20 protein-coding genes are annotated in these 21,253 nt (G+C 56.3%); 11 read left to right on the plus strand and 9 right to left on the minus strand.

Annotation, left to right across the window (positions count from 1 at the left end):
* Window positions 1-320: 320 nt before the first annotated feature.
* The 7 genes from U9R25_12930 to U9R25_12960 form a co-directional block, all read right to left on the minus strand.
* Window positions 321-1,796 (minus strand): pyridoxal-phosphate dependent enzyme, encoded by a 1,476-nt coding sequence (locus U9R25_12930; GenBank protein ID MEA3336810.1) that lies wholly within the window; start codon window positions 1,794-1,796, stop codon window positions 321-323.
* Between the two features lie 52 nt (window positions 1,797-1,848).
* Window positions 1,849-3,216 carry a threonine synthase gene (gene thrC, locus U9R25_12935; GenBank protein MEA3336811.1) on the minus strand — a complete coding sequence of 456 codons (1,368 nt, stop codon included), beginning with the start codon at window positions 3,214-3,216 and terminating at the stop codon, window positions 1,849-1,851.
* 3 nt (window positions 3,217-3,219) lie between these two features.
* Complete coding sequence (gene arcC / locus U9R25_12940; protein ID MEA3336812.1) at window positions 3,220-4,173, minus strand: carbamate kinase; 954 nt, start codon at window positions 4,171-4,173, stop codon at window positions 3,220-3,222.
* 67 nt (window positions 4,174-4,240) lie between these two features.
* Window positions 4,241-4,717, minus strand: a complete 477-nt coding sequence (locus tag U9R25_12945; protein ID MEA3336813.1) for a four helix bundle protein — start codon at window positions 4,715-4,717, stop codon at window positions 4,241-4,243.
* Window positions 4,718-4,883: 166 nt separating this feature from the next.
* Complete coding sequence (locus U9R25_12950; GenBank protein MEA3336814.1) at window positions 4,884-5,864, minus strand: ornithine carbamoyltransferase; 981 nt, start codon at window positions 5,862-5,864, stop codon at window positions 4,884-4,886.
* A 79-nt stretch (window positions 5,865-5,943) separates the two neighbouring features.
* On the minus strand, window positions 5,944-6,897 hold the full coding sequence (pyrB, locus tag U9R25_12955; protein MEA3336815.1) for an aspartate carbamoyltransferase: 954 nt from the start codon (window positions 6,895-6,897) through the stop codon (window positions 5,944-5,946).
* A gap of 54 nt (window positions 6,898-6,951) precedes the next feature.
* The gene (locus tag U9R25_12960; protein MEA3336816.1) at window positions 6,952-7,683 is read right to left on the minus strand and encodes a GntR family transcriptional regulator; all 732 of its coding nucleotides are present in this window, start codon (window positions 7,681-7,683) and stop codon (window positions 6,952-6,954) included.
* A gap of 242 nt (window positions 7,684-7,925) precedes the next feature.
* On the opposite strand from U9R25_12960, the gene U9R25_12965 reads away from it, so the two are divergent.
* From U9R25_12965 to U9R25_12985, 5 genes are all read left to right on the plus strand, one after another.
* Window positions 7,926-8,576, plus strand: coding sequence for an ArsR family transcriptional regulator (locus tag U9R25_12965; protein MEA3336817.1), 651 nt, complete (start codon window positions 7,926-7,928; stop codon window positions 8,574-8,576).
* Between the two features lie 25 nt (window positions 8,577-8,601).
* On the plus strand, window positions 8,602-9,672 hold the full coding sequence (moaA, locus tag U9R25_12970) for a GTP 3',8-cyclase MoaA (GenBank protein MEA3336818.1): 1,071 nt from the start codon (window positions 8,602-8,604) through the stop codon (window positions 9,670-9,672).
* A 31-nt stretch (window positions 9,673-9,703) separates the two neighbouring features.
* Window positions 9,704-10,126, plus strand: coding sequence for an iron-sulfur cluster assembly accessory protein (locus U9R25_12975; GenBank protein ID MEA3336819.1), 423 nt, complete (start codon window positions 9,704-9,706; stop codon window positions 10,124-10,126).
* A complete protein-coding gene (locus tag U9R25_12980; protein MEA3336820.1) occupies window positions 10,126-10,509 on the plus strand; it encodes a DUF2203 domain-containing protein in 384 nt (127 codons plus the stop codon). The genes U9R25_12975 and U9R25_12980 overlap by 1 nt, the downstream gene beginning before the upstream one ends.
* A gap of 498 nt (window positions 10,510-11,007) precedes the next feature.
* A complete protein-coding gene (locus U9R25_12985) occupies window positions 11,008-12,462 on the plus strand; it encodes an RtcB family protein (GenBank protein MEA3336821.1) in 1,455 nt (484 codons plus the stop codon).
* Between the two features lie 60 nt (window positions 12,463-12,522).
* Here U9R25_12985 and U9R25_12990 read toward each other — a convergent pair whose 3' ends face one another.
* Entirely contained in the window at window positions 12,523-12,942 is a 420-nt protein-coding gene (locus U9R25_12990) for a type II toxin-antitoxin system VapC family toxin (protein MEA3336822.1), read from the minus strand.
* Window positions 12,943-13,182: a type II toxin-antitoxin system prevent-host-death family antitoxin gene (locus U9R25_12995; GenBank protein MEA3336823.1), complete on the minus strand. Its 240-nt coding sequence runs from the start codon at window positions 13,180-13,182 to the stop codon at window positions 12,943-12,945. It lies immediately after the preceding gene.
* An 820-nt stretch (window positions 13,183-14,002) separates the two neighbouring features.
* On the opposite strand from U9R25_12995, the gene U9R25_13000 reads away from it, so the two are divergent.
* From U9R25_13000 to U9R25_13025, 6 genes are all read left to right on the plus strand, one after another.
* A complete protein-coding gene (locus tag U9R25_13000; GenBank protein ID MEA3336824.1) occupies window positions 14,003-15,451 on the plus strand; it encodes a radical SAM protein in 1,449 nt (482 codons plus the stop codon).
* A gap of 109 nt (window positions 15,452-15,560) precedes the next feature.
* Window positions 15,561-16,001 carry an SHOCT domain-containing protein gene (locus tag U9R25_13005; protein MEA3336825.1) on the plus strand — a complete coding sequence of 147 codons (441 nt, stop codon included), beginning with the start codon at window positions 15,561-15,563 and terminating at the stop codon, window positions 15,999-16,001.
* Between the two features lie 91 nt (window positions 16,002-16,092).
* Window positions 16,093-16,980: a methyltransferase domain-containing protein gene (locus U9R25_13010; GenBank protein ID MEA3336826.1), complete on the plus strand. Its 888-nt coding sequence runs from the start codon at window positions 16,093-16,095 to the stop codon at window positions 16,978-16,980.
* Window positions 16,981-17,017: 37 nt separating this feature from the next.
* A complete protein-coding gene (locus tag U9R25_13015; GenBank protein MEA3336827.1) occupies window positions 17,018-18,520 on the plus strand; it encodes a radical SAM protein in 1,503 nt (500 codons plus the stop codon).
* Window positions 18,521-18,556: 36 nt separating this feature from the next.
* The gene (locus U9R25_13020; GenBank protein MEA3336828.1) at window positions 18,557-20,026 is read left to right on the plus strand and encodes a radical SAM protein; all 1,470 of its coding nucleotides are present in this window, start codon (window positions 18,557-18,559) and stop codon (window positions 20,024-20,026) included.
* Between the two features lie 11 nt (window positions 20,027-20,037).
* Window positions 20,038-21,249 (plus strand): radical SAM protein, encoded by a 1,212-nt coding sequence (locus tag U9R25_13025; protein MEA3336829.1) that lies wholly within the window; start codon window positions 20,038-20,040, stop codon window positions 21,247-21,249.
* Window positions 21,250-21,253 lie beyond the last annotated feature (4 nt).

Raw genomic sequence — 21,253 nt, forward strand, 5'->3', positions numbered from 1 at the left:
TTCCTTGTCTACTTGTTTCCTTGTCTACTTGTTTCCTTGTCTACTTGTTTCCTTGTCTACTTGTTTCCTTGTCTACTTGTTTCCTTGTCTACTTGTTTCCTTGTCTACTTGTTTCCTTGTCTACTTGTTTCCTTGTCTACTTGCTTCCTTGTCTACTTGTTTCCTTGTCTACTTGTTTCCTTGTCTACTTGTTTCCTTGTTTCCTTGTCTACTTGTTTCCTTGTCTACTTGTTTCCTTGTCTACTTGTCTACTTGTTTCCTTGTCTACTTGTTTCCTTGTCTACTTGTCTACTTGCTTCCTTGTCTACTTCCCCACTCCCCTACTGATTCCCATTCAACAACCCCGTGCGTGCATTGAACGCCTCGATCAGCTCATCGATCTGGTCCACAGAGCCAGGGATGCTGGTCCAGTAATCGTCGTCGTACCACTGAGCCTGAATCTCCTCGTAGGTTTTGCCCTGTTGCTCAACCCAGGTGAAGTACTTGAGATTGTGGATGCGCCTGCGGTCTACGTAGGACAGTTCCTGGAGATGATCGACCTCCGCACCCAGCACGTAGCGATGCCAGCGAGCCGCTGCATCCAGTTCGGAGAACTGGCCCTCGCTCTCCCGATACTCGTCGATACGGCTTTCATACATCTCCATGGAGTCGGTAGCGACGGTCAGGATCACGTCGTTCGGCCCCATCTCGTAGTACTTGGCCATCTTGATTGCAGCCTGCATGTTGGCAATGCTGGAGATGCCCAAGAGGGGCAGTTGTTCGACAACATCGGCCGGCACACCCTGGTCCACCAGGTACTCCTGTCCCGTTGGCTCATTGAACAGACGCATAATGCCGATGCTGGCGGCGTCATCGATGCCTACAACCATATCGGTGTTTTTGACATTGTGGATCCAGGGCACGTGCTTATCACCAATGCCCTCGATGCGATGCGCACCAAAGCCGTTGTAAAGCAAGGTGGGGCACTGAAGGGCTTCGCTGGCAGCGACCTTGCTGGTGGGGAACTGGGCCTTCATGTAGTCGCCACAGGCCAGTGTGCCGCCGGAGCCGGTGTTCAGAGCAACACCCCGGTAGCGGTCGTCGGGTCCCAGTTGCTGCTCAAGCACCTCGACCATGGCCGGTCCGGTGATCTCATAGTGCCACAGGTAATTCCCGAACTCGTCGAACTGGTTGAAAATGACCACATCTTCGCCCGACTGGCGCAGCTCCCAGCACTTGTCGAAGATCTCTTTGACGTTGCTCTCCGAACCCGGCGTTTTGATGGTCTCACCAGCCACGCTGGCCAGCCAGTCGAAGCGCTCCTGGCTCATCTCTTCGGGCAGGATGGCGATCGATTCACAGGCCAGCAGGTTCGAGTCATAGGCCCCGCCCCGACAATAGTTGCCGGTGGAGGGCCAGACAGCCTTCTGGCTCGTCGGATCGAACTGTCCCGTCACCAGGCGGGGCACCAGACAGCCAAAGGCAGCACCGACTTTGTGGGCACCGGTTGGGAACCATTTGCCGATCAGCGCGATGATGCGGGCGTCGACGCCGGTCAGTTCCGGGGGAAACTCCAGAAAGTTGACGCCGCCAAAGCCGCCGCCGCTGGGCTCGGGCTCATTGTGCCAGGTGATGCGAAAGAGGTTAAGCGGATTCAGGTCCCACAGTCCAACATCGGACAGCTGCTTCTGAATAGTCGCCGGCACAGATTGCGGGTTACGCATCTGCTTGAAAGTGGGGATGATGATGTTGCGCTCGCGGGCGCGCTCAACCGCTCTCGCCAGGGCTTCTTCGTTACGTGTTGCTAGATCAATCATGGTATTTGTCCGTTCATAGCTTAGGTGACTTTCAGAAGACCGCAGACGGCGGTCAACGACACGGCGACTCGGCGGTCGGCGGTCCGTGGTCCGCGGTCACAAGTACCGCCTTTACTGCGTCCATGGTAGCCTCAACGCGATGCGGCTCTGTACCGACCATTTCCACCGACTTCATAGCGCTCTTGATATCCTTCAGCCCATTTCCTGTATTGACGACAACAATGCGGTCATTGGGTTGGACCATATCCTGGCCAACAGCCTTGACCAAACCCGCGTACGCTGCAGCTCCGGCCGGCTCGGCGAAGACGCCAACGCCCCGTGCCAGGGTGGGAATGGCAGTCAGGATCTCATCGTCGCTTACAGTGATGTAGGCGCCACCGGTCTCGCACACAGCGGCCATGGCCTTGATGCGGTCGCGGGGCAAGCCGGCGCTGATGCTGTCGGCCACGGTGTGGGCGTCGATGGGCGGTTTGGTCAGCACATCTTCGTCGTTTTCCCACGCTTCAGCCAGGTAGTTGCTGCCGGCAGCCTGCACCCCGTAGATCCTGGGCATATGCGAGATCCAACCAAGGGCCAGTAGATCCTTCAGGCCTTTGTGAACGCCTCCGATGATACAGCCGTCGCCTACGCTGACGAAGATTGCATCAGGCGCTTCCCAGTGTAGCGGCGAGGCATTGCCCGACGCATCTTCCATCGTTAACTGCTCGCAGATTTCGTAGCTGACCGTCTTTTTTCCTTCGGTCATATACGGGTTGAAAGCAGTATTTCTGTTGTACCATCCGTAGGCATCGGCGGCCTGCAAACAGAGCTCGAAGGCATCGTCATAGGTGCCATCGACCAGCATAACCGTGGAGCCGAAGGCCAGCAATTGGGCGATCTTGGCCGGCGGTGCACTCTCAGGCACAAAGATGACGTTCGCCTGCGCGACACTGGCGCAAAGACCACTGAGCGCAGCAGCCGCGTTGCCTGTGCTGGCCGTAGTGATGATCTCGGCGCCCTTTTCCTGCGCCTTGACGACAGCGACCGCGCTGGCCCGGTCCTTGAACGAGGCTGTGGGCTGGCGACCATCGTCCTTGATCCAGAGGTGCCGCAAGCCCAGCGAGTCGGCCAGCCGGGGAGCAGTATACAGGGGAGTCCAGCCAACCGCCAGGGGTGGCACCGGCGCATCTGGCTGAACCGGCAGCAGTGGCTTGTACCGCCAGATGGTGGTATCAGGATTCTGGCCCAGGGTTTCAGGGCCAATGCGTGTCGCGATCAGGCCATAATCGTAACAGACGTCGACGATACCCTCGTTTCCGTGATCGGGACAAACGTAGTCGACCTCATCTGGCGCGTATTGTTTTGCGCAGATGAGGCATTGCAGGTGTTTGATGTGGTCCATATTCGGTGGTCCGTGGTCGGCCGTCAGCGGGTCAGCCACTGTTCACTCCAGGGTAATAACCGTCCCCGTCTCGCCGGCCAGGGCGCGGGCGATGTTCGATGGATCGGTAACGATGGCCTTCTGACCGCCATTCTCCAGGTAGTGAATGATGGCCTCGACCTTGGGCTTCATACTGCCGGGGGCAAAATGCCCTTCCGCCAGGTACTGTTTAACCTCCGCCACCGTCATGTGGTCAAGCCACTGCTCATCGGGTGTATTGAAGTTAATAGCCACCTTTTCCACACCGGTTGAGATCACGAACAGCTCCGCTCCGGCCTCGATGGCCAGCAGCGCGCTGGCATGGTCCTTGTCGATGACCGAGGGGGGGGCGGCTCTTAACTCACCCTTGGAATTGGAAACCACCGGGATTCCACCACCACCGACAGCGATCACGATCCAGCCGATGTCCGCCATCTGTTTTATGGCATCGACCTCGATGATCTCCAATGGTTTCGGACTGGCAATCACGCGGCGATAACCGCGGCCGGCATCCTCGACCACCTGCCAGCCCATATCCTCAAACCCGGCGGCCTCCTCCTGGGTCATGAAACCGCCAATGGGCTTGCTGGCATTCTGAAAGGCAGGATCATCGGCATCCACCAGCACCTGGGTAACGATTGTGATTGCCCGGCGGTAGAGGCCGCGACGATGGAACTCGTTGTCCAGGGCCTGTTGGATCATGTACCCGATGGAGCCCTGAGTGTCGGCGCCAATAATATCCAATGTCACCGGGTGCACTTCCGGCAGCGCCAGCTCGACCCGACGAAGGATGAAGCCTACCTGAGGGCCGTTGCCGTGCGTAACGATTGTATTCCAGCCATGTTCGGCCAGCTCGGCGATATGGCTGCAGGTCTCGCGAACCGCGTCCCACTGATGTTCCATCTGGGGATGGGTCTTATCGGGGATCAGTGAGTTGCCGCCGACAGCGACGACCGCTGTTGGAGATTTCTTTATCATTGCAGTGCTTCCTTTGAGTGCTTGTTAAGAGTAGACAGGTACACAAGTAGACAAGTAAACAAGGGCTTCAGGAGGTTATCTCGTCCTCTGACAGGGATTCGGCGAGGATGGCATGGTCATTGACCTGTCGATTTCCGTATTCCGATCGTCCTCGCTGCTGTCTGCGAACGTAACGGATGTAGCCGTTGAGGGTTTGCTCAGCCTCGCGGCCCAGGACGTTCAACTCCTGAAATCGGGACTCGGTGATATATTGCAGGTCATGCGCAGTGATGATGTGGTTGATGGTCTCGCAAATCGACCCGCGTGCAACGTAGTAGAAGCGCAGACAATCGAGGTAATGATAGCGGCCATAACCTTCACTGATATTCGCCATGCTACTCTTTGACGATCTGCGAACCTGTGACGCCAGGTCATAGCGCTCAATCTGGGGCAGTGTCCTGGCCATCTTATGGCACTCGATCATCAACCGCCGCGCCAATTGCCAACACTTCAAATCCTCAAAGCCTCTTCCAACTCGCTGGCCACCCACGGACTGCTTCTTCACCGATCACCTGCCATGCCTTCCTGTTCCCTTCTTCCCTTGTGTACTTGTTTCCTTCTTCCCTTGTTTCCTTGTTTCCCTGTTTCCCTTGTTTCCCTGTTTCCCTGTGTACTTGTGTACTTGTTTCCTTCTTCCCTTCTTCCCTTCTTCCCTTCTTCCCTTGCCCACTTCAATTCATCGTCAGCGCCATGACCGCCTTTTGGGCGTGCAAACGATTCTCTGCCTCGTCGAAGACCACACTATGTGGCCCGTCCATGACAGAACTAGTGACTTCGACATCCCGATCGGCCGGCAGAGGGTGCATGTAGATAACATCATCCTTGCCCAGCGCCATTTTGGCGTCGTCGGCAATCCAGTCCTTGTACCGATCCTGAATGCGCTTGCCCTCGTCCGGATCATGGGTCGTCAGGAGAGGGCCCCACGATTTGGCATAGATGATATCGGCATCTTTACAGGCCTCATCCATGTCATGAACAACCTCGAAACCGGTCTGGAATCTGCGGGCCTGGTCCCGGGCCTGGTCCATGATATCGGGCATGAGCTGAAACTCCGGCGGATGGGCCAGTACGACGTCGAGGCCGAAGCGGGGCATCTGCAGAATCAATGACTGGGGCACCGAGATCGGCTTGAGATAAGACGAGGCGTAAGCCCACGAGACAACCATCTTTTTGCCCCGCAGATCGCGGCCCTTCTTCTCGATGATGGTCATCAGATCCGCCAGGCACTGATGGGGATGGTAGATCTCGCACTGCATGTTGAGAACAGGTACCCGCGAGGCCTCTGCCACCAGGTTGAGATAGCGATTGCCGACTCCCCAGTCGACATGGCGGATCGCAATGCCGTCGAAGTAGCGACCGAAGATCTCGCCCATCTCCCGCTCCGTATCGCCGTGGGAGATCTGGGTCGTGCGGCTTTCAATGAAAGCCGCGTGGCCGCCCAACTGCGCCATGCCAGCTTCAAAACTACCGCGGGTCCGGGTGCTGGAGAAGAAGAAAAGCATCGCCAGGACCTTGTCCCGAAGAAGGGCATGAGGTTGCCCCAGGGCGCGCTTGCGCTTCAGGTCCCATGCCACGTCCAGAATCGTTTCGACCTCTTCCTTGCTGAAGTCCAGGTCGCCAATGAAATCTCGCCCGCGCAATCCAGTTTGCATTGTGAATTCTCCTGTGAGCGTAACGAACTAAATCTTTACCCTTGTTTACTTTCTACTTGTTTCCGTGTCTACTTCCTCATTATTCCATCGCGCCCAGTACGAGGGCAATCAGGGCCATACGCATAACCACGCCGTAGAAGGCTTCCTGCCAGTAACGGGACCAGCGGGTGCCGTCGACGTCGGGCGGGATCTCGTCCATGCGCGGCAGGGAATGCAGCAGGATTGCATCTGACTTGGCCTTGGTCTCCAAAAGCTCGCGGGTGATCTTGTAGTTGGCAGGGGTGAGTCCCACGTCACCGGAGCGTTCGTCGCGTGACTTGGTGTAATCGGGCTGCACCACCGGCTCAACCAGAATCACGTCTGCCTCCCCGATCACGTCGGCCACATGGTCAGCTTCCTTGAAATCGAGGCTGCGCTGTTTCCAGGCTTCCTTGTACTCCTCGGGCAGAGCCATGTTGGGCGGTGAAACAAAGGTGATCGGGCAATCGAATTGGGTCAGAGCATCGCCCAGCGAGTGCATCGTGCGCATGCGCATATCACCAACGGCAACCCAGCGCAGCCCGTCGATGCGACCCTTTTCCCGAACCACCGTCAACAGGTCGGTCAGAATCTGCGTCGGGTGCTGGCCCCAGCCATCGCCACCATTGATGATGGGAATGGATGCCCACTTGGCAGCCTCCTGGGGCGCGCCCTGCTGAAAATGGCGCATAACAATCACGTCGCCGTAGTATTCGAGCATCTTTACGGTGTCCTTGATGGACTCCTGGTAGAAGTCGCCCGCTCTTGTCATTTTGGCGTCAGAGAAACCGGTCACATGACCGCCAAGGCGGTGCATCGCTGCCTCGTGCGCAAGACGAGTACGAGTGGACGGCTGGTAGAAGGCGGTAACCAGGGTCTTGTGGGCCAGCATATCGCTGTTGCGGCGGCTGCGAGCAATCGGCTCTAACTGTCGAGCCACATCAAACACCTGCTCAAATTCGTTGCGCTCGAAATCTGCCAGCGACAGGATGTCGCGTCCGGCGAAACTTTTCATGGGGATACTCCTTGAGATGTGGGGTAAAGCATTGGGTTTTTGTGCAAATTGAAATTATTCCCACGCCTGCACCAGGCGCAGGGGAATTAATCTGTCTTGAAAGTGGCCCAGTGAATGGAAAACTGGTTGGCCGGTCTTGTCGAAAAACACCTGGGCCAAACGAAGTACGGGGGTCGTCCTATCGATATCCAGGATGGTTGAAACCTTCTCATCTGGCATGGTGGCTTCGATATCGAAAATGGTATAGGAAATCTCCCGGGTAAGGTAGTTAGGAACAAAATCGCCGAGCGGCAATTCAGCATTGCACTGCTCGGCAGGTTCTCTCAGTAAGGTTAACGGCACAGCGCTGCGTGCGAGAATAACCGGGTTACCATCCGCACAGAACTCGCGCTCCAGGGAAAGGACCTCTTCGCCCGCTGCCAGGCGCAAGGCCTCGGCTTCCCGGGCAGAAGCTGGCCTCACCGACTGATCAAGGACCTGGATCGACGCCTGGTAGCCACTATTGCTAATCAGGCGCAGGAAGTCCCAGAATCCCCCGAGGCGAGTTGGAATGTCGTCGATGTGGGCATTGACGTAGGTGCCATCCCCCTGTTTGCGGATCACCAGGCCATCCCCCGCCAGGCGCCCCAGGGCGCTGCGAACAGTAGCCCGACTGACTCCCAGTTCCGAAGCAAGTTCGCTTTCCGAGGGAAGCCGGCTCCCGGACGCATACTGCTCGCTCATGATGCGCTCCGAAAGAATGCTGTTTACCTGGCTGACAATCGACTTGCGACGTTCAATGCGCATGGCAGGCCTGGGAATGGATAGCGGATACTCGAACCAAGGGTTAAGGTAGGACGGCAATCGTCTGACCTTTCATAGTTTAGCACAGATTTTCACGATTGTCAATCCCAAAATAAGCGGCCGTTCCTCTGAATTTCTATGAATTCGATCATAAGAATTGACACACGGCGGATGGATATGCTAGAATACCCGGCAACGGCCTTTTTGGGGCTTTTGTATCATTAAGTATTCGTTGAGGTCAGATCGTGCAACCTACCCGCTATCGCATCCTGGAGATAATCAAAGAAAACGGCGATGTTACCGTTGCCGAGCTTGCCCGCCAATTGGGCATGGCGCCAGTATCAGTGCGCCACCACCTGGACGTCCTGCAGGGGGAAAATCTGATCTGGACGCCCCGGGTGCGACGTCCTGGAACGGTTGGGCGCCCCCGGCAGGTGTATGCCCTGACTGAAGCTGCAAACAGTCATTTTCCCAACAACCACGGCCTGCTTGCGGATTCCATGCTTGTTGAACTGAAACAGCTTCTGACCCACGAACAGTTGACTGCCATGCTTGAACGCATGGCAGATACCATGGTCGACGCCGGCGGCGTTCCAGCGAAAGATGCCGATATCGGGATTCGCATCGACCAGGCTGTCGATTACCTGAACGATCGAGGGTATCTGGCTCGACGGGAGGAACGGGAAGGGGAGATTTACATCAACACGCTCAACTGCCCGTATAGCGAGGTAGCCAAAAACCACCCCGAGCTTTGCCTTATGGATCTGCGTTTGGTGGAAAACCTGATTGGTGGTAAACTCACCGCCGTCACGCGGCTGTCACAGGGTGATTGCCGCTGCGCATACAGGATCGATTGCACTGCGGCCCAAACCATCCAGGCGGATCCGCTGAAATGACTCAACGTGCGGCATGGATACTGGCATGAGCGGTCAAATCCAACACCTTGTCCCATCCGAGGAGCCGGGAAAGGGCGCAAACGGGCTGTCGCCGCAAGCATCCGGGGGCCAGGAACGGTTGTATGATAGCTTCGGCCGGGGAATCGACTATCTCAGAATCTCGCTGACCGACGCGTGTAACCTGCGCTGCGTTTACTGCATGCCTGAGGATATGCGTTTCAGGCATCGCTGCGAGCTCCTGCAGGACGACGAGATCCTCACGATCGTTCAAACCGCTGCCGCCCTTGGAGTTCGAAAGATCCGGCTCACCGGTGGTGAACCTACGGTCAGGCCGGGCGTTATCGATTTGGTGCAGGCCATTTCCTCGGTGCCGGGCATCCAGCAGGTGGCGATGACCACCAACGGTGTGCTCCTGGCCGAATTGGCTGAGCCACTGGCCAGGGCAGGCCTGCGCGGTCTCAATGTCAGTATCGATACCCTGGATCCAGCCAGGTTTCGTCGCATCACCCGGTGGGGTGAGTTGCCCCGCGTGTGGGATGGCATTGCCGCGGCAGAGGCTGCCCGGCTGGCTCCCATCAAGCTCAACTGCGTGGTCACCCGTGGTTTCAACGACGACGAGGTTGTCTCGCTGGCGCGGCTTAGCATTCGAAAAAACTGGCATATCCGTTTTATTGAACTGATGCCGATGGGTAGCGTGGCTGAGTTTCAACAGGAAGCGGTCGTTCCCAGCAGCGAAAGCCGAGCCAGGATCGAGGCGGAGCTGGGTCCATTGCACCCTGCCTCCGCTGGCGACAGCCGAGACCCTGCCCGCACATTCCGGCTGCCAGGCGCCAGCGGATTGATTGGCTTTATCAGCACTGTAACAGAACCCTTCTGCGCAGGCTGTAATCGGATTCGTTTGACGGCGGACGGCAAGCTGCGATTATGCCTTCTGCGAGATCGGGAAGTGGACTTACTAACACCGATGCGAGAAGGGTGTACAGTAGAGGAACTGACGGAATTGATACGCACGGCGGTTTGGCACAAACCCTGGGGACATGGCCTTCCCGAAGGTGAAGTGCCCCAAATCAGGGTGATGTCCCAAATCGGCGGGTAATTATCGCAATAGATTTTCAGGAGATTGACACATGTCAACAGCAACGCAGACGGCGGAACAGGAAACTACTACGGTTGAGGGCGTGTTCATTAGCGAGAACGCCGCCGTCAAATTGGGCGACATTCTGACTGAGAAGGGCCTGGCCGAAACCCATGGACTGCGCGTCTTTGTTCAGGGTGGTGGTTGTGGCGGCATGCAATACGGCATGAGCTTTGAGGACACCCAGCGATCTGGCGATCAGGTTTTTGATCAAAACGGCCTGAAGGTCTATATCGACCCCACCAGCCTTTTCTATATGAACGGCGCCCGCATCGATTATGTCGACAGTCTGATGGGCGGCGGATTCCATATCGACAACCCCCAGGCAACATCTTCGTGCGGTTGTGGAAGCTCCTTCCGCACCGAGAAAAGCCACACCGGACAGGAGATGCCCGACAGCTGCGGCTACAACTAATGGCTGCCAGGTTCTTCACCGTAGAACAAGCCAACAATCTACTGCCCCGGGTCATCGAACTGGTCGAGGAGATCAGGCAGGCCCGGCGGGTGATCTCAGCGGCCCGACCCGACATGATGCCGGTGTTGGAAAAATCCATCGGCAATGGTGGAAGTCGCAAGGCTGGAGAACTCCTGCCTGAGTTCGAAAGAATACAGGCTGCGACACAGTCTCTGGAAGAGCTGGGCGTTTTTCTCAAAGACCCAGACCTTGGTCTGGTTGACTTTCTCCACCGGCGTCCCGATGGTCGGGAGGTATTTCTCTGCTGGCAATACGGTGAAGACTCTGTTTTATTCTGGCATGACATCCACGCAGGCTTCGCAAGGCGCGAACGCCTGAGTTGATAACTGGAGTTAGGCAGATCGCGTATCGAGAGTGGCTCAAGGGAATTTCACTCGGGCCATCGCTCACTCAGGGTGATTTTCGACGGATGGGTTGCGAAGGAAATGCGAACAGGATTGGCGCATCCTGAGCAGATCGAAGGGTGCGGCCTGATACGAATTGCCAGGTGAGTATGACCAGGACTTGGGTATTCATCCTTCGATGTTCGGACAGTTCCTACTACACAGGCCGCACGAACAACCTGGAACGCCGTTTAGCGAAACGCCATGCTGGTGACGCAAGTGAATGGACACATTCCGCCGCCGACTACCAGTTGAACTCCTATTCGCACAGGAGTTTTCTGACAGCTTGAGTGCCTATCACGCTGAACATCAGATCAAGGGATCGTCTTCTCCCGGTCGTACCTGGGTACGACCGGGAGTTTTTTGTGAAACGGCGACAGGTTGGCGTTTCTTGTGATATAATGAGGGAAACCGGTCGGTGCTCATGGAGACACAGCGATGATTGAAGCAAGTGCCATCAGAAAGGTCGGCCCCTATCTCTTTGAAATCCCCAAGTCCTACCGGGAGGATATGCGGGTTCCGGCGCGGATTTACGCCGACGACCGCTTGCTGCAGCAGATCCTCCAGGACCGATCGCTGGAACAGTTGGTCAACACGGCTACCTTGCCGGGAATCGTAAGATATGCCCTGGCCATGCCTGATATCCACCAGGGATATGGCTTCAGCATTGGTGGCGTCGTCGCTACCGACCCCCGGCGCGGCGGCGTGGTTTCGCCGGGCGGCGTTGGCTACGATATCAACTGTGGCGTGCGTCTTCTGGCATCGGAGCTGGAGGAGGGAGAAGTGCGCCCCTATGTCGATGCCCTGGCATCGGCCATGTACCACTTTGTGCCCAGCGGGGTAGGCCAGAGTGGCTTTCTCAGGCTGCCAAATCAGGATATGAATGAGGTGCTGAGAACAGGTGCCCGCTGGGCGCTCAAGCGTAGCAAGGCCCGTCGCGAGGATCTGCAGCACACCGAGGAAGGGGGATCGATGCCCGGCGCCGACCCGGGCAAGGTCAGCAAGAAGGCCAAACTGCGAGGCAGTTCCCAGATTGGCACGCTGGGATCCGGCAATCATTTCGCCGAGTTGGATGTAGTCGACGCCATTTTCGACCACGAGGCTGCCGATGCCATGGGATTGTTCGAGAAGCAGGTGGTCGTGCAGATCCACTGTGGCAGTCGCGGCCTGGGCCACCAGGTCTGCACCGATTATGTGCAGATGTTCCAGCGCGTGCTCAAAAAATATGGTATCATATTGCCAGACCGGCAGTTAGTATGCGCGCCCGTTGACTCCCCCGAAGGCAAGAGCTACATCGGTGCCATGAATGCCGCGGCCAACTACGCCTGGTGCAATCGACAGGTGCTGGCCCACCAGATCCGTCAGGCCTTCGAGGAGGTCCTGGCCGGCAAGCTCAAGTCGTGGGATCTTCGGCAGGTATACGATATTGCCCACAACATGGCCAAACTCGAATTGCACGATGTGGATGGACATCAACTGCGCGTCTGCGTTCACCGCAAGGGGGCGACCAGAGCATTTGGGCCGGGCAGCGAAGTTCTGCCGGAAGACTATAGGGAAATCGGCCAGCCCGTATTCGTGCCAGGCAGCATGGGCACCGCTTCCTGGATTCTGGTCGGTACCGAGGGCTCCATGAGCCAGACCTTCGGCTCTACCTGCCACGGCGCAGGACGGATGATGAGCCGCAAAAAAGCCAAAAAGATGGTCTGGGGCGGCGATTTGAAGGACCGACTGGAAAGGCAGGGCATCGCCGTGCGTGCGGGCAGCATGGCAGGATTGGCAGAAGAGGCACCCATCGCCTACAAAGATGTCGACAACGTGGTCGATGTGGTGGATGGGGCGGGGATTGCGCGGAAAGTAGCTCGCCTCCGCCCGATCGCCGTCGTGAAAGGTTGATAATTGCAGGAATGCATATGGAGGGCGATAGAACCCCTGGCTCGCCTCACAGGTGATTGGCTAAACCTTAAGAATAGGAACACCGATTCTTCTGGCAGCTGCCACCAGTTTTCGATCTAGCGTTGCTATTGGAAGTCCCTGCCTCATAGCAAGATCAAGATAGGAAGCGTCGTAGCTAGACAGATCATTTGCCCTGCCTGAAGCCAACAGATCTTTCATTGATCTTTCGGGCCACGTTTGTTCAACATCTATGGGGAGTTGGGACAACAGGGAGAGGAAACGAACACTATCTAACTCGCGCATTCTCTTGCGCCGTTCTGCCACCAACAATACATTGACGACCTCGAGCGGCCAGATAGTGGGCACGACAGCTTTAGCTTGCGATAAGTTTTCTAATACTGCGTCAGCATACTGATTGGCCTCATCTATGAAGCACCAGGTCATCACAATCGAATTGTCGATCACAAAACGCTCGGCCATTTAGCTCCTGCCTTCCTCCACCATTTCACGAATCGATAACCCCGCAAGCGTATTGTTTTCCCGGAAATCGCGTAGTTGAGCAATGACATTGCCAACATCAACACCTTTCCCGGGATCATAGGGCTGTAAAACAGCCACGGGAACGCCGTGTTTTGTAATGGCTACGCGGTGTCCTTGAGCTACATGCTCAAGCAACTTCGATAGATGTGTCTTCGCCTCATAGGCGCCAACGCTTTCCATGCTGCTTTTCCTTTCGCAAGTGGAGAAGATGACATCAGGTCCAAATCATCACTTGTTAGACTGGTATAAGACTAGTCTAACAAGTGAACAGAATTTTGTCAAATATCGTCGCCACGATGGCTCCGGCACCCCACAACCCAACATGATCCCTCTTGCCCGGGCCCAAGCCAGCTTAGGCCTCTCCTCTCATCGGATCATCAGTTCAAGACAGGTGTTGCAGACTTGGAATCACCGGCAAGGCACTTTGCCGTTTTGCCTTGGCGGGCACAATCTGTTACAATGACGTGCCAAGGGTCTGTTTGAAAAGCCTTGTTCATTGGCTTTCGAAGCTTTCAAGGCACGCTTCAGGGCGTCGGAACAACGGTTTTCAGGCCGATTGCGCAGTTTCCAGGAATCCTGCGGGCTTCCCATACCTTTTCAAACAGCTACATGGTTTCGATCCGTGGTGTGAGCAATGCAGGTATCGCACCACGGATTACGCGTCATGAGTTAATTTTTATGAGAACTGTCATATAAATTTGACAAACCCATTCCCGTGGCTATAATCGAACCATGGGTGAGGTTCACAAGGTCGGCGGAATGTCGGATTTGGGGGCCTCATCTCTTGTTCCGGTGGCAGATGCCCGGAACAGTTGCGTCTTAGAACCACGGACGGCAGACCACGATCTGTGGTCGCTTACAGGCGGTCAGCGGTCCGCGGTCATCGGTCTTCCGACGGCAGACCGCTTCCAAAAAAAGGTGATCGGCGGTCGCTGGTCGGTAGAACTGCGCAATATCAGTTTTTGATTGGAAATAAAGGTAGCGGAGGCGAAACCTCAGCATGCGTGTTCTGTTTATTGAAAAGCAGATTGATTACGAACCCCAGGGAATCATGCAGCTTTCTGCTGTATTGAAGGAGGCCGGGCATGAGACCCACCTGGCGATTGGGGCCCAGGAAAATCCCGCCGATGTTGCCAAATTGATCGAGCCGGATGTTGTGGCCTACAGTGTAATGACTGGCTCTCACCAATGGTACTTCGACATGAATCGAAAAGTCAAGGCTGCCCTGGGTGACAAACAGCCATTTTCCATTTTTGGAGGCCCCCATCCAACTTTCTTCCCCGAGATGATCTCCGAACCAGGTATCGATGGTATCTGTGTGGGTGAAGGGGAAAAAGCCATCGTTGAATTGACCGACTCGCTGGCCAACGGCGGTCTGAAACCCGACTTGCCCAACTGGTGGCTTAAGCTGGAGGATGAGATCATCCGCAATCCGGTTGGCCCGTTGATCAAGGACCTTGGGGAATTGCCAAGGCCCGATCGGGACCTGGTCTATGATAAACACGAGTATAGCCGCATCACCCCCATCAAACACTTCATGGGGTCGCGGGGATGCCCTTACAATTGCACCTACTGCTTCAATCACGCCTACTACCAGATCTACAGCCGCGAGCGACGAGGCAACCAGCGCCCAGTGGACGCCATCATCGACGAGGCAAACTGGGTGCGTTCCCGCTGGCCTCTGCAGCAGGTCGTTTTCATCGATGATCTGTTCATCATCTACGACGACTGGCTGGAAGAATTCGCCGACAAGTGGCCAAAACAGGTCGGCTTACCCTTCTTCTGCAATGTGCGGGCAAACCTGATCGTCAAGGGTTCCCGCAAGGCCGACCTGCTGAAAAAGGCTGGCTGTGGCACCGTCAGCATGGGTATTGAAACTGCCAACGATCGAATCCGCTTGCAATTGCTTAAGCGTCGCATGACCCAGGAAGACATGGTCCAGGCCGGCAACATCATCCGTGACGCCGACATCCACATTACCAGCACCAACATCCTCGGCTTGCCCAGCAGTACCCTGGAAGATGATCTGAACACCATGCGACTAAACGCCGCTGCCAGGATCAGCTACGCCCATGCCTTTCTCTTCCAACCCTACCCGGGCACCGAACTTGGCCAGTTTGCCCAGGAGGAGAACTACATGGTCGGCTCCTTTGACGATATCAGCGAAATCGCCTGGGAACGCTCGATCATGGTTTATGAGGACGAAGATGAAAAACGGCAGGTTGAACATCTTCAGCGATTGTTCGCATTTGGCGTAGAATGGCCCTGGCTTGAACCGGCCATTCTACGGCTGATCAAAGCACCCCACAACTGGCTAATCGATTCAGTCTATTGGTGGGCACATAAACTGTTCAAGGGCTGGATGATCAAACGACGAATCCATCCCGTGAAGATGAGTGTCCAGGAGCTATTCACGGCAGCCCGGCAGCTGATGTCCATTCGGTCATAACGGACCCGTCTGCCTCGCAGCCACATCACAACCCATTTATGACGCAGGTCTACAGCCCGCGGCTCCGGCAACAGCAAGCCCGCAGCCTGGCAAATAAGGAGAAAAACACATGGTGCGAAGAACAGCTCGTCGGGGAGTTCGCCGAACAACCCGCCGAAGGACAGTGCGGCGTCGCAGGCGACGACGAAGACGAATATTGGTCGGCGGTGCCGTGCTGATCGGCGGCGGTGCCCTGGCCTATAAACTGACCAAAAAGGATGCCGACAAGATCGAGCAATCCACCGGCGTTCCACCGGAGGAACTCGAGGACGAAGACCTGACAAAAGCCATGCAGGAGCTGGGCATTCAAGCCCAGCCATTGACGGAGGAAGACAAGGCCGCTCTCGCCAAAGCTGACGCCACCGAGGCAGCACAGCCGGCGTCCCAGGCGTCACCAGCTGATGCGCCAGATTACATGGAACAGCTCGAACAGCTGGGCGCGTTGCATGAGCAGGGAATCATCACGGACGAGGAATTCGAGGCCAAGAAAAAGCAACTACTGGGCCTTTAGGCTCAGTCATCGACCAACCCTCCCGCCGGTGTTACCGTGTGGCTGCGGCAGTCACCGATCCGCTGGCGGGTTTGTAGCGAGTTGGACTCCTGTGAAAACCTGGACGCCTGCGGATATCCGGCAACGGGTTGCCGAGGTCCCATATTGGCACTATGCATTTGATCTGGGCGATGGCATCGTCACCGTGCCCCGGCATGGCGACGCCCGCCGCCAGTTTCAACGCCTGGACCACATCATGCCTCCCTTGCTGCATCTTTGCGGCGGCAGCTTGCACGGCCTTAGCGTACTCGATGTAGGCTGTAACCAGGGTTTCTGGAGCATGGAAGCTGCCAGGGCAGGCGCCGATGCTGTTCTTGGCATCGAGGGACGCCGCGAGCATGTGGCGACCGCTCGATTCGTCGCCGATGTGCGAAAGTTTGACAACGTCAGATTTGAAACGCAAGATGCCCTTGACGGGTCCCTTGCCCGGCACGAGCCCTTTGATGTCGTGTTGTGCCTGGGCTTGCTATACCATGTAGACCGCCCGCTGGAATTATTGGATCAGCTTTTCAGATTGACCAGGCGCTATCTGGTGGTGGATACATCGGTCATCGATGTGGCAGCACCAGTCCTGCAGCTGTTGTTCGAGGACCCTGAGGATCCCCGCAACGCCGTGGGAGATGGCCTGGTAGCGGTTCCAAGCAGGTCAGCGGTGGAGCGTATGCTCTGGCACGTGGGCTTCCCACAAGTGTGGTCCCTGCCGCAGCGGACCAATGAGTTACCACCGGCCTATCTGCAGGGACGGCGGGCGACCTGGATCGCAAGCCGGACCCAAAACGATAAGCCATCCATAGTCGATTCGTCGCTGCTGGTGGCCGTACCCGACAACGACCAGATCCGTTCCGCACCAGAGCTGTTGAATCCCCTTTCAGCAGAACCGGTCGGACGTTTCCTATATGAAAAACTTCGGCAGTTCAAGTTCAGAAATAGACAGAAGTAAAAAGCAGCCTTAACCAACTGTTGTCTGGAGATTTTCCATGCGCGTTGCCCTGATCAATCCGCTTTTTCGCCTACCAATCGATACCCGGACCACGCCTCACCTGGGATTGGCCTATCTGGGCTCAGTCTCCCAGCAACGTGGCGATACAGTTCGCATATTCGATTCCGATGTCGAGGATCAATCAATCACAGAGTTCGTTCGGGAGTTTCAGCCAGATCTGGTTGGAATCACAGCAAACACGCCTCAGGTCAAACAAGCGTGGCGAACGGCAAAGGCGATCAAAGCAGTCACCGATGTGCCCATTGTACTGGGTGGCCCTCACCCCAGCGTGACGGTCGAGGACCTTGACTTCGAGTCGGTCGAGAGACCCTATGTGGACATGGTCGTGCGAGGTGAAGGCGAAGCGACCTGGATTGCAATCTCTGAGCGTATCGAGGAATTCAAGCGCGATCAGGAAGACACTTCCTGTGCCAACCTCTTCGCGCCGGGAAAACAACTGTGGACCGACCTGCCGGGCATTTCTTACCAGACGACCGACGGCGAAATGTACCGTAACATGGATGCGACTACCATCGCCGATCTGGACAGCTTGCCCTGGCCGGCCTATGATCTCTTCAAGATGGAGAACTATACCAACCTGCAGCCCGCGACCGATGATGTCGATGGCGCGCGCAGTTTCAGTATCCTGACCAGTCGCGGTTGTCCCTACCGCTGCACATTCTGCTCCCAATCGATCATGCCCATCAAGTGGCGAGCCAGAACCCCGGAAAACGTGATCGAGGAATGGCGCCACCTGGTCCGCGACCTGGGCGCCGAGGAAATCGGCGTCCTGGACGACAGCGCCAACATTCGTCGCGATCGTCTTTACACCATCGCAGAAATGCTGATCGAGGACGAATTGAACCACGTACCATGGATCTTCGTCAACGGAATCCGCGCCAATATGGCAGAAAAACCTTTGATGGCAAAGCTCAAGCAAGCCGGCCTCAAACGCACAGCTTTCGGGGTCGAAACCGGCAACGCCGACATTCTCAAGACTATCGATAAGCGCGTCGACCACGATACAATCCGGCAAGCCTTCAAGAATTGCAAGGAAGTGGGTCTGGAGACCATCGGTTTTTTCATTATCGGTCTACCGGGAGATACCCGGGAAACCATGCAGGATACCATCGATTTTGCCATCGAACTGGACCCGCTGATCGCCAACTTCAGCATGATGACCCCCTATCCGGGCACGGTGGTCTACGAAACCGTGAAGCAGCAGGGAAACCTGCTGGTCACCGATTGGGAGGACTACGTCTTTTTCGAGCAGAAGGCCCGCTTTGAGATGGGTGATATGACGGCAGAACTGGTGGAGGAAATGTACCGCAAGGCCTACCGCCAGTACTACCTGCGCCCGGGCCCAATCTCGCGTCGGATGAAAAGCAAGGATTTCTGGGTAAACCTGCCGCGCAACCTGCGTATCGCCCGCCGAACGTTCCTGAAGAAAGACGAGAAAACGGAACTCCGTCGGGCCATCGAAGCGCAGGGATCTGTCTGATTTCACCAACTGCACCCTTTATACCGGAGAATATCGATGAGAATCTCCCTCATTGGTCCAAAATGGAATGAGATGATCAATAGCTACCCGCCGCTGGGTCTGGGCTACCTGGCAGCGGTTGCCGAGCAGGAAGGCCACGAGGTTCGGATTCACGATTTTGGGCTTTTTCCCTTTCGCCCTATCGAACAGGATGCCCAGGAGGTAATTGATTTCAGGCCCGATCTGATCGCCCTGACTTCGATGACAACCTCGTTTCATTATGTCGAGCGATTGTTGGCGCAGCTCAAAAAACAGCTGGCGATCCCGGTGATTATCGGAGGACCCCACGCAACCTCCCTGCCCGACGGCACCCTGTCGAATCCCCACATCGATTACCTGATCTACGGCGAAGGCGAATATATCTGGCAGGACTTTTTGCGCGCCCTGCATTCGGGAGACGAGCGCTGGGATCAGATCCAGGGCCTCTGGTACAAGGATGGGGACAAGATCATCCCCGGCGGCGGCCGCAAGCCGATTGAAGATCTGGATGCCCTGCCCTTTCCCTCCCGCCACCTTTTCGACCTGAACAAATATCCTCTCTACGCGCCCAACGGGGAGCCCATGCTCACCATTTTGAGCAGCCGCGGTTGTCCCTACAACTGCTCCTTTTGCTTCAAGGGTATCGTAGGCCGCTCCTACCACCAGCGAAGCCCGGAGAACATTGTGGCGGAACTGCGGGAGGTTCACGACACCTACGGAGTCCGCAACTTTTACTTCATCGACGATCTCTTCACCATCGACGTGCGCCGCCTGGAGGAAATCCTCGATCGTTTCATCGAGGAAGACCTTGATTTTCGCTGGCGCTGCCTCGCCCGGGTGGATCGGGTCAACCCTGAGCTGTTACAGAAGATGTACAGGGCTGGCTGTCGCCAGATCCACTTCGGCATCGAAAGCGGCAACGAGGATGTGCTGAAGCGGACGGCAAAACACATCAACCTGAATCAGGTGCGCGATGCCGTACGTTGGACCGAGGATGCAGGCATTCGCTCCAAAGGCTACTTCATCCTTGGCCTTCCGGGCGACAATGAAGAGACCATGCAGGAGACCATCGAGTTTGCCGCCAGCCTGGATCTGACCGAAGCCATGTTCTCCATTGCCACGCCATTCCCAGGTACCGCATTATGGAACGAGTTGGTGGAACGCAATCCGGGCACGGTCTACAACGCCGATTTCACCAAGACCTACTACTACAACAACTATACCGCCGAGATCGCGCCTTTCATGAACGTTTCGGAAGTGGGTGACATGGAACTCAGCGGACTGGCAATGCAAGCCCGCGAGCGCTTCCAGGCAGTAAAGGAACAACGAAAATTCGTCAAGTACTTTGGGCCCGATTGGGGCAAGCGAGTCTGGCGTGTTTCCAGGGTCAAGCCTGTAAACACCACGGCCAAGGTACTTCTGGATGCGGGTCTCTTCCCGCGCTTCCGAAAGCTCCAACCCAGAGAAGGATCCAAATCCTGGGCCTAGCCCGGATGCTTATGTCTTCAGAAACAAGCACCGACCAGACAGAGAGCACTGAGATCGAACTGATAGCTGATACAGAGGGCCGCAACAACGGTCGCAAACGACCGGAACAGCCACTGTTTAGTGAATCGCCGGAGCTGGATCGCTCCAACGGTGCCAGGGCGCGTCGACGCGTTCGTCACGAGATGAAACAGCTTCGGAATGCTGTTCTGGGTCCTATGAAATGGGCAGCCTATCAGACAGGCCAGACGCGCTATGTTCCTCCTCCCGACCGGATGTATATCGAGTCGACCAATTTGTGCAATCTGGGCTGCGTGATGTGTCCAACCGGGTTGAAGCAGATCACCCGACCCGGCGGCTACATGGATTTTGATCTGTTCACTGCGATCGTGGACGAGATGGCGCCCTACGTCAAGGCAACGACCCTCCATATTTGGGGTGAGCCCTTGATGCACAAACGCATCTTCGACATGATTGCCTACACCAGGAAAAAGGGGCTGCGCTCTGAGATCAGTACCAACGCCACCCTTCTCGACGAACGTCGCGCCAGGGGCCTGCTGGACGCCGGACTCAGCGGTATCTACCTGTGCCTGGATGGTTTCAGACCGGAAACCTACGAGGCAATTCGTGTCAAAGCTGACTATCAACGCACCAATGAAAACATCCTGCGTTTTCTCGACTTGAAGGCAGAGGGTGGCTACGAAAACCCATACGTGAACCTGCAGATTATCCAGATGGAACAGACCATGCCGGAAATCGAGGAATTCATAGAAGCATGGAGTCTGCCCGGCATCGACAACATCAATGTGAAGCCTTTTGACTCATGGGGCGGACAGGTTGAGGCCATCAATGATCTGCGGGCCGACGACCCTGCCCACTTCATGCCAGATGCACGCTACGCATGCCCCAACCTGTGGTATCACGTCCACATCTATTGGGATGGTCGTATCGCCATGTGTGACAGGGACTTCAACTTGAACTACGATCTGGGCAGCGTGATCAGCCCCGATGGTGAAGTCGAGGTGATGAAGAACTGGAACGGCCCCAAAATGCAGGGGTTACGCCAAATCCATGTCGACGGCGAAGCAAATTCGGTCTCACCGTGTGACTCGTGTGTCGAGTGGGCCTGGTGGCGGCCGCGTCTTTTTGGTGGGTACGGTAACTATAACGCGGTTGTCATGGAAGAGCAACAGCAACGAGACAGCGGAATCGGCAGCAGTCAGTAGCTGC

This window comes from Chloroflexota bacterium, assembly GCA_034717495.1.
Classification (GTDB): Bacteria; Chloroflexota; Anaerolineae; order JAAEKA01; family JAAEKA01; genus JAYELL01.

What these genes read in the sequence shown, in the direction of transcription:
- moaA (MEA3336818.1), top strand. Translation starts at nt 8,602, where the DNA reads ATGAGCGGTCAAATCCAACACCTTGTCCCATCCGAGGAGCCGGGAAAG.
- U9R25_12995 (MEA3336823.1), bottom strand. Translation starts at nt 13,182, where the DNA reads ATGGAAAGCGTTGGCGCCTATGAGGCGAAGACACATCTATCGAAGTTG.
- U9R25_12960 (MEA3336816.1), bottom strand. Translation starts at nt 7,683, where the DNA reads ATGCGCATTGAACGTCGCAAGTCGATTGTCAGCCAGGTAAACAGCATT.
- U9R25_12985 (MEA3336821.1), top strand. Translation starts at nt 11,008, where the DNA reads ATGATTGAAGCAAGTGCCATCAGAAAGGTCGGCCCCTATCTCTTTGAA.
- U9R25_12980 (MEA3336820.1), top strand. Translation starts at nt 10,126, where the DNA reads ATGGCTGCCAGGTTCTTCACCGTAGAACAAGCCAACAATCTACTGCCC.
- U9R25_12990 (MEA3336822.1), bottom strand. Translation starts at nt 12,942, where the DNA reads ATGGCCGAGCGTTTTGTGATCGACAATTCGATTGTGATGACCTGGTGC.
- arcC (MEA3336812.1), bottom strand. Translation starts at nt 4,173, where the DNA reads ATGATAAAGAAATCTCCAACAGCGGTCGTCGCTGTCGGCGGCAACTCA.
- U9R25_12975 (MEA3336819.1), top strand. Translation starts at nt 9,704, where the DNA reads ATGTCAACAGCAACGCAGACGGCGGAACAGGAAACTACTACGGTTGAG.
- U9R25_13000 (MEA3336824.1), top strand. Translation starts at nt 14,003, where the DNA reads ATGCGTGTTCTGTTTATTGAAAAGCAGATTGATTACGAACCCCAGGGA.
- U9R25_13020 (MEA3336828.1), top strand. Translation starts at nt 18,557, where the DNA reads ATGAGAATCTCCCTCATTGGTCCAAAATGGAATGAGATGATCAATAGC.
- U9R25_13025 (MEA3336829.1), top strand. Translation starts at nt 20,038, where the DNA reads ATGTCTTCAGAAACAAGCACCGACCAGACAGAGAGCACTGAGATCGAA.
- U9R25_13005 (MEA3336825.1), top strand. Translation starts at nt 15,561, where the DNA reads ATGGTGCGAAGAACAGCTCGTCGGGGAGTTCGCCGAACAACCCGCCGA.
- U9R25_12950 (MEA3336814.1), bottom strand. Translation starts at nt 5,864, where the DNA reads ATGCAAACTGGATTGCGCGGGCGAGATTTCATTGGCGACCTGGACTTC.
- U9R25_12930 (MEA3336810.1), bottom strand. Translation starts at nt 1,796, where the DNA reads ATGATTGATCTAGCAACACGTAACGAAGAAGCCCTGGCGAGAGCGGTT.
- U9R25_13015 (MEA3336827.1), top strand. Translation starts at nt 17,018, where the DNA reads ATGCGCGTTGCCCTGATCAATCCGCTTTTTCGCCTACCAATCGATACC.
- pyrB (MEA3336815.1), bottom strand. Translation starts at nt 6,897, where the DNA reads ATGAAAAGTTTCGCCGGACGCGACATCCTGTCGCTGGCAGATTTCGAG.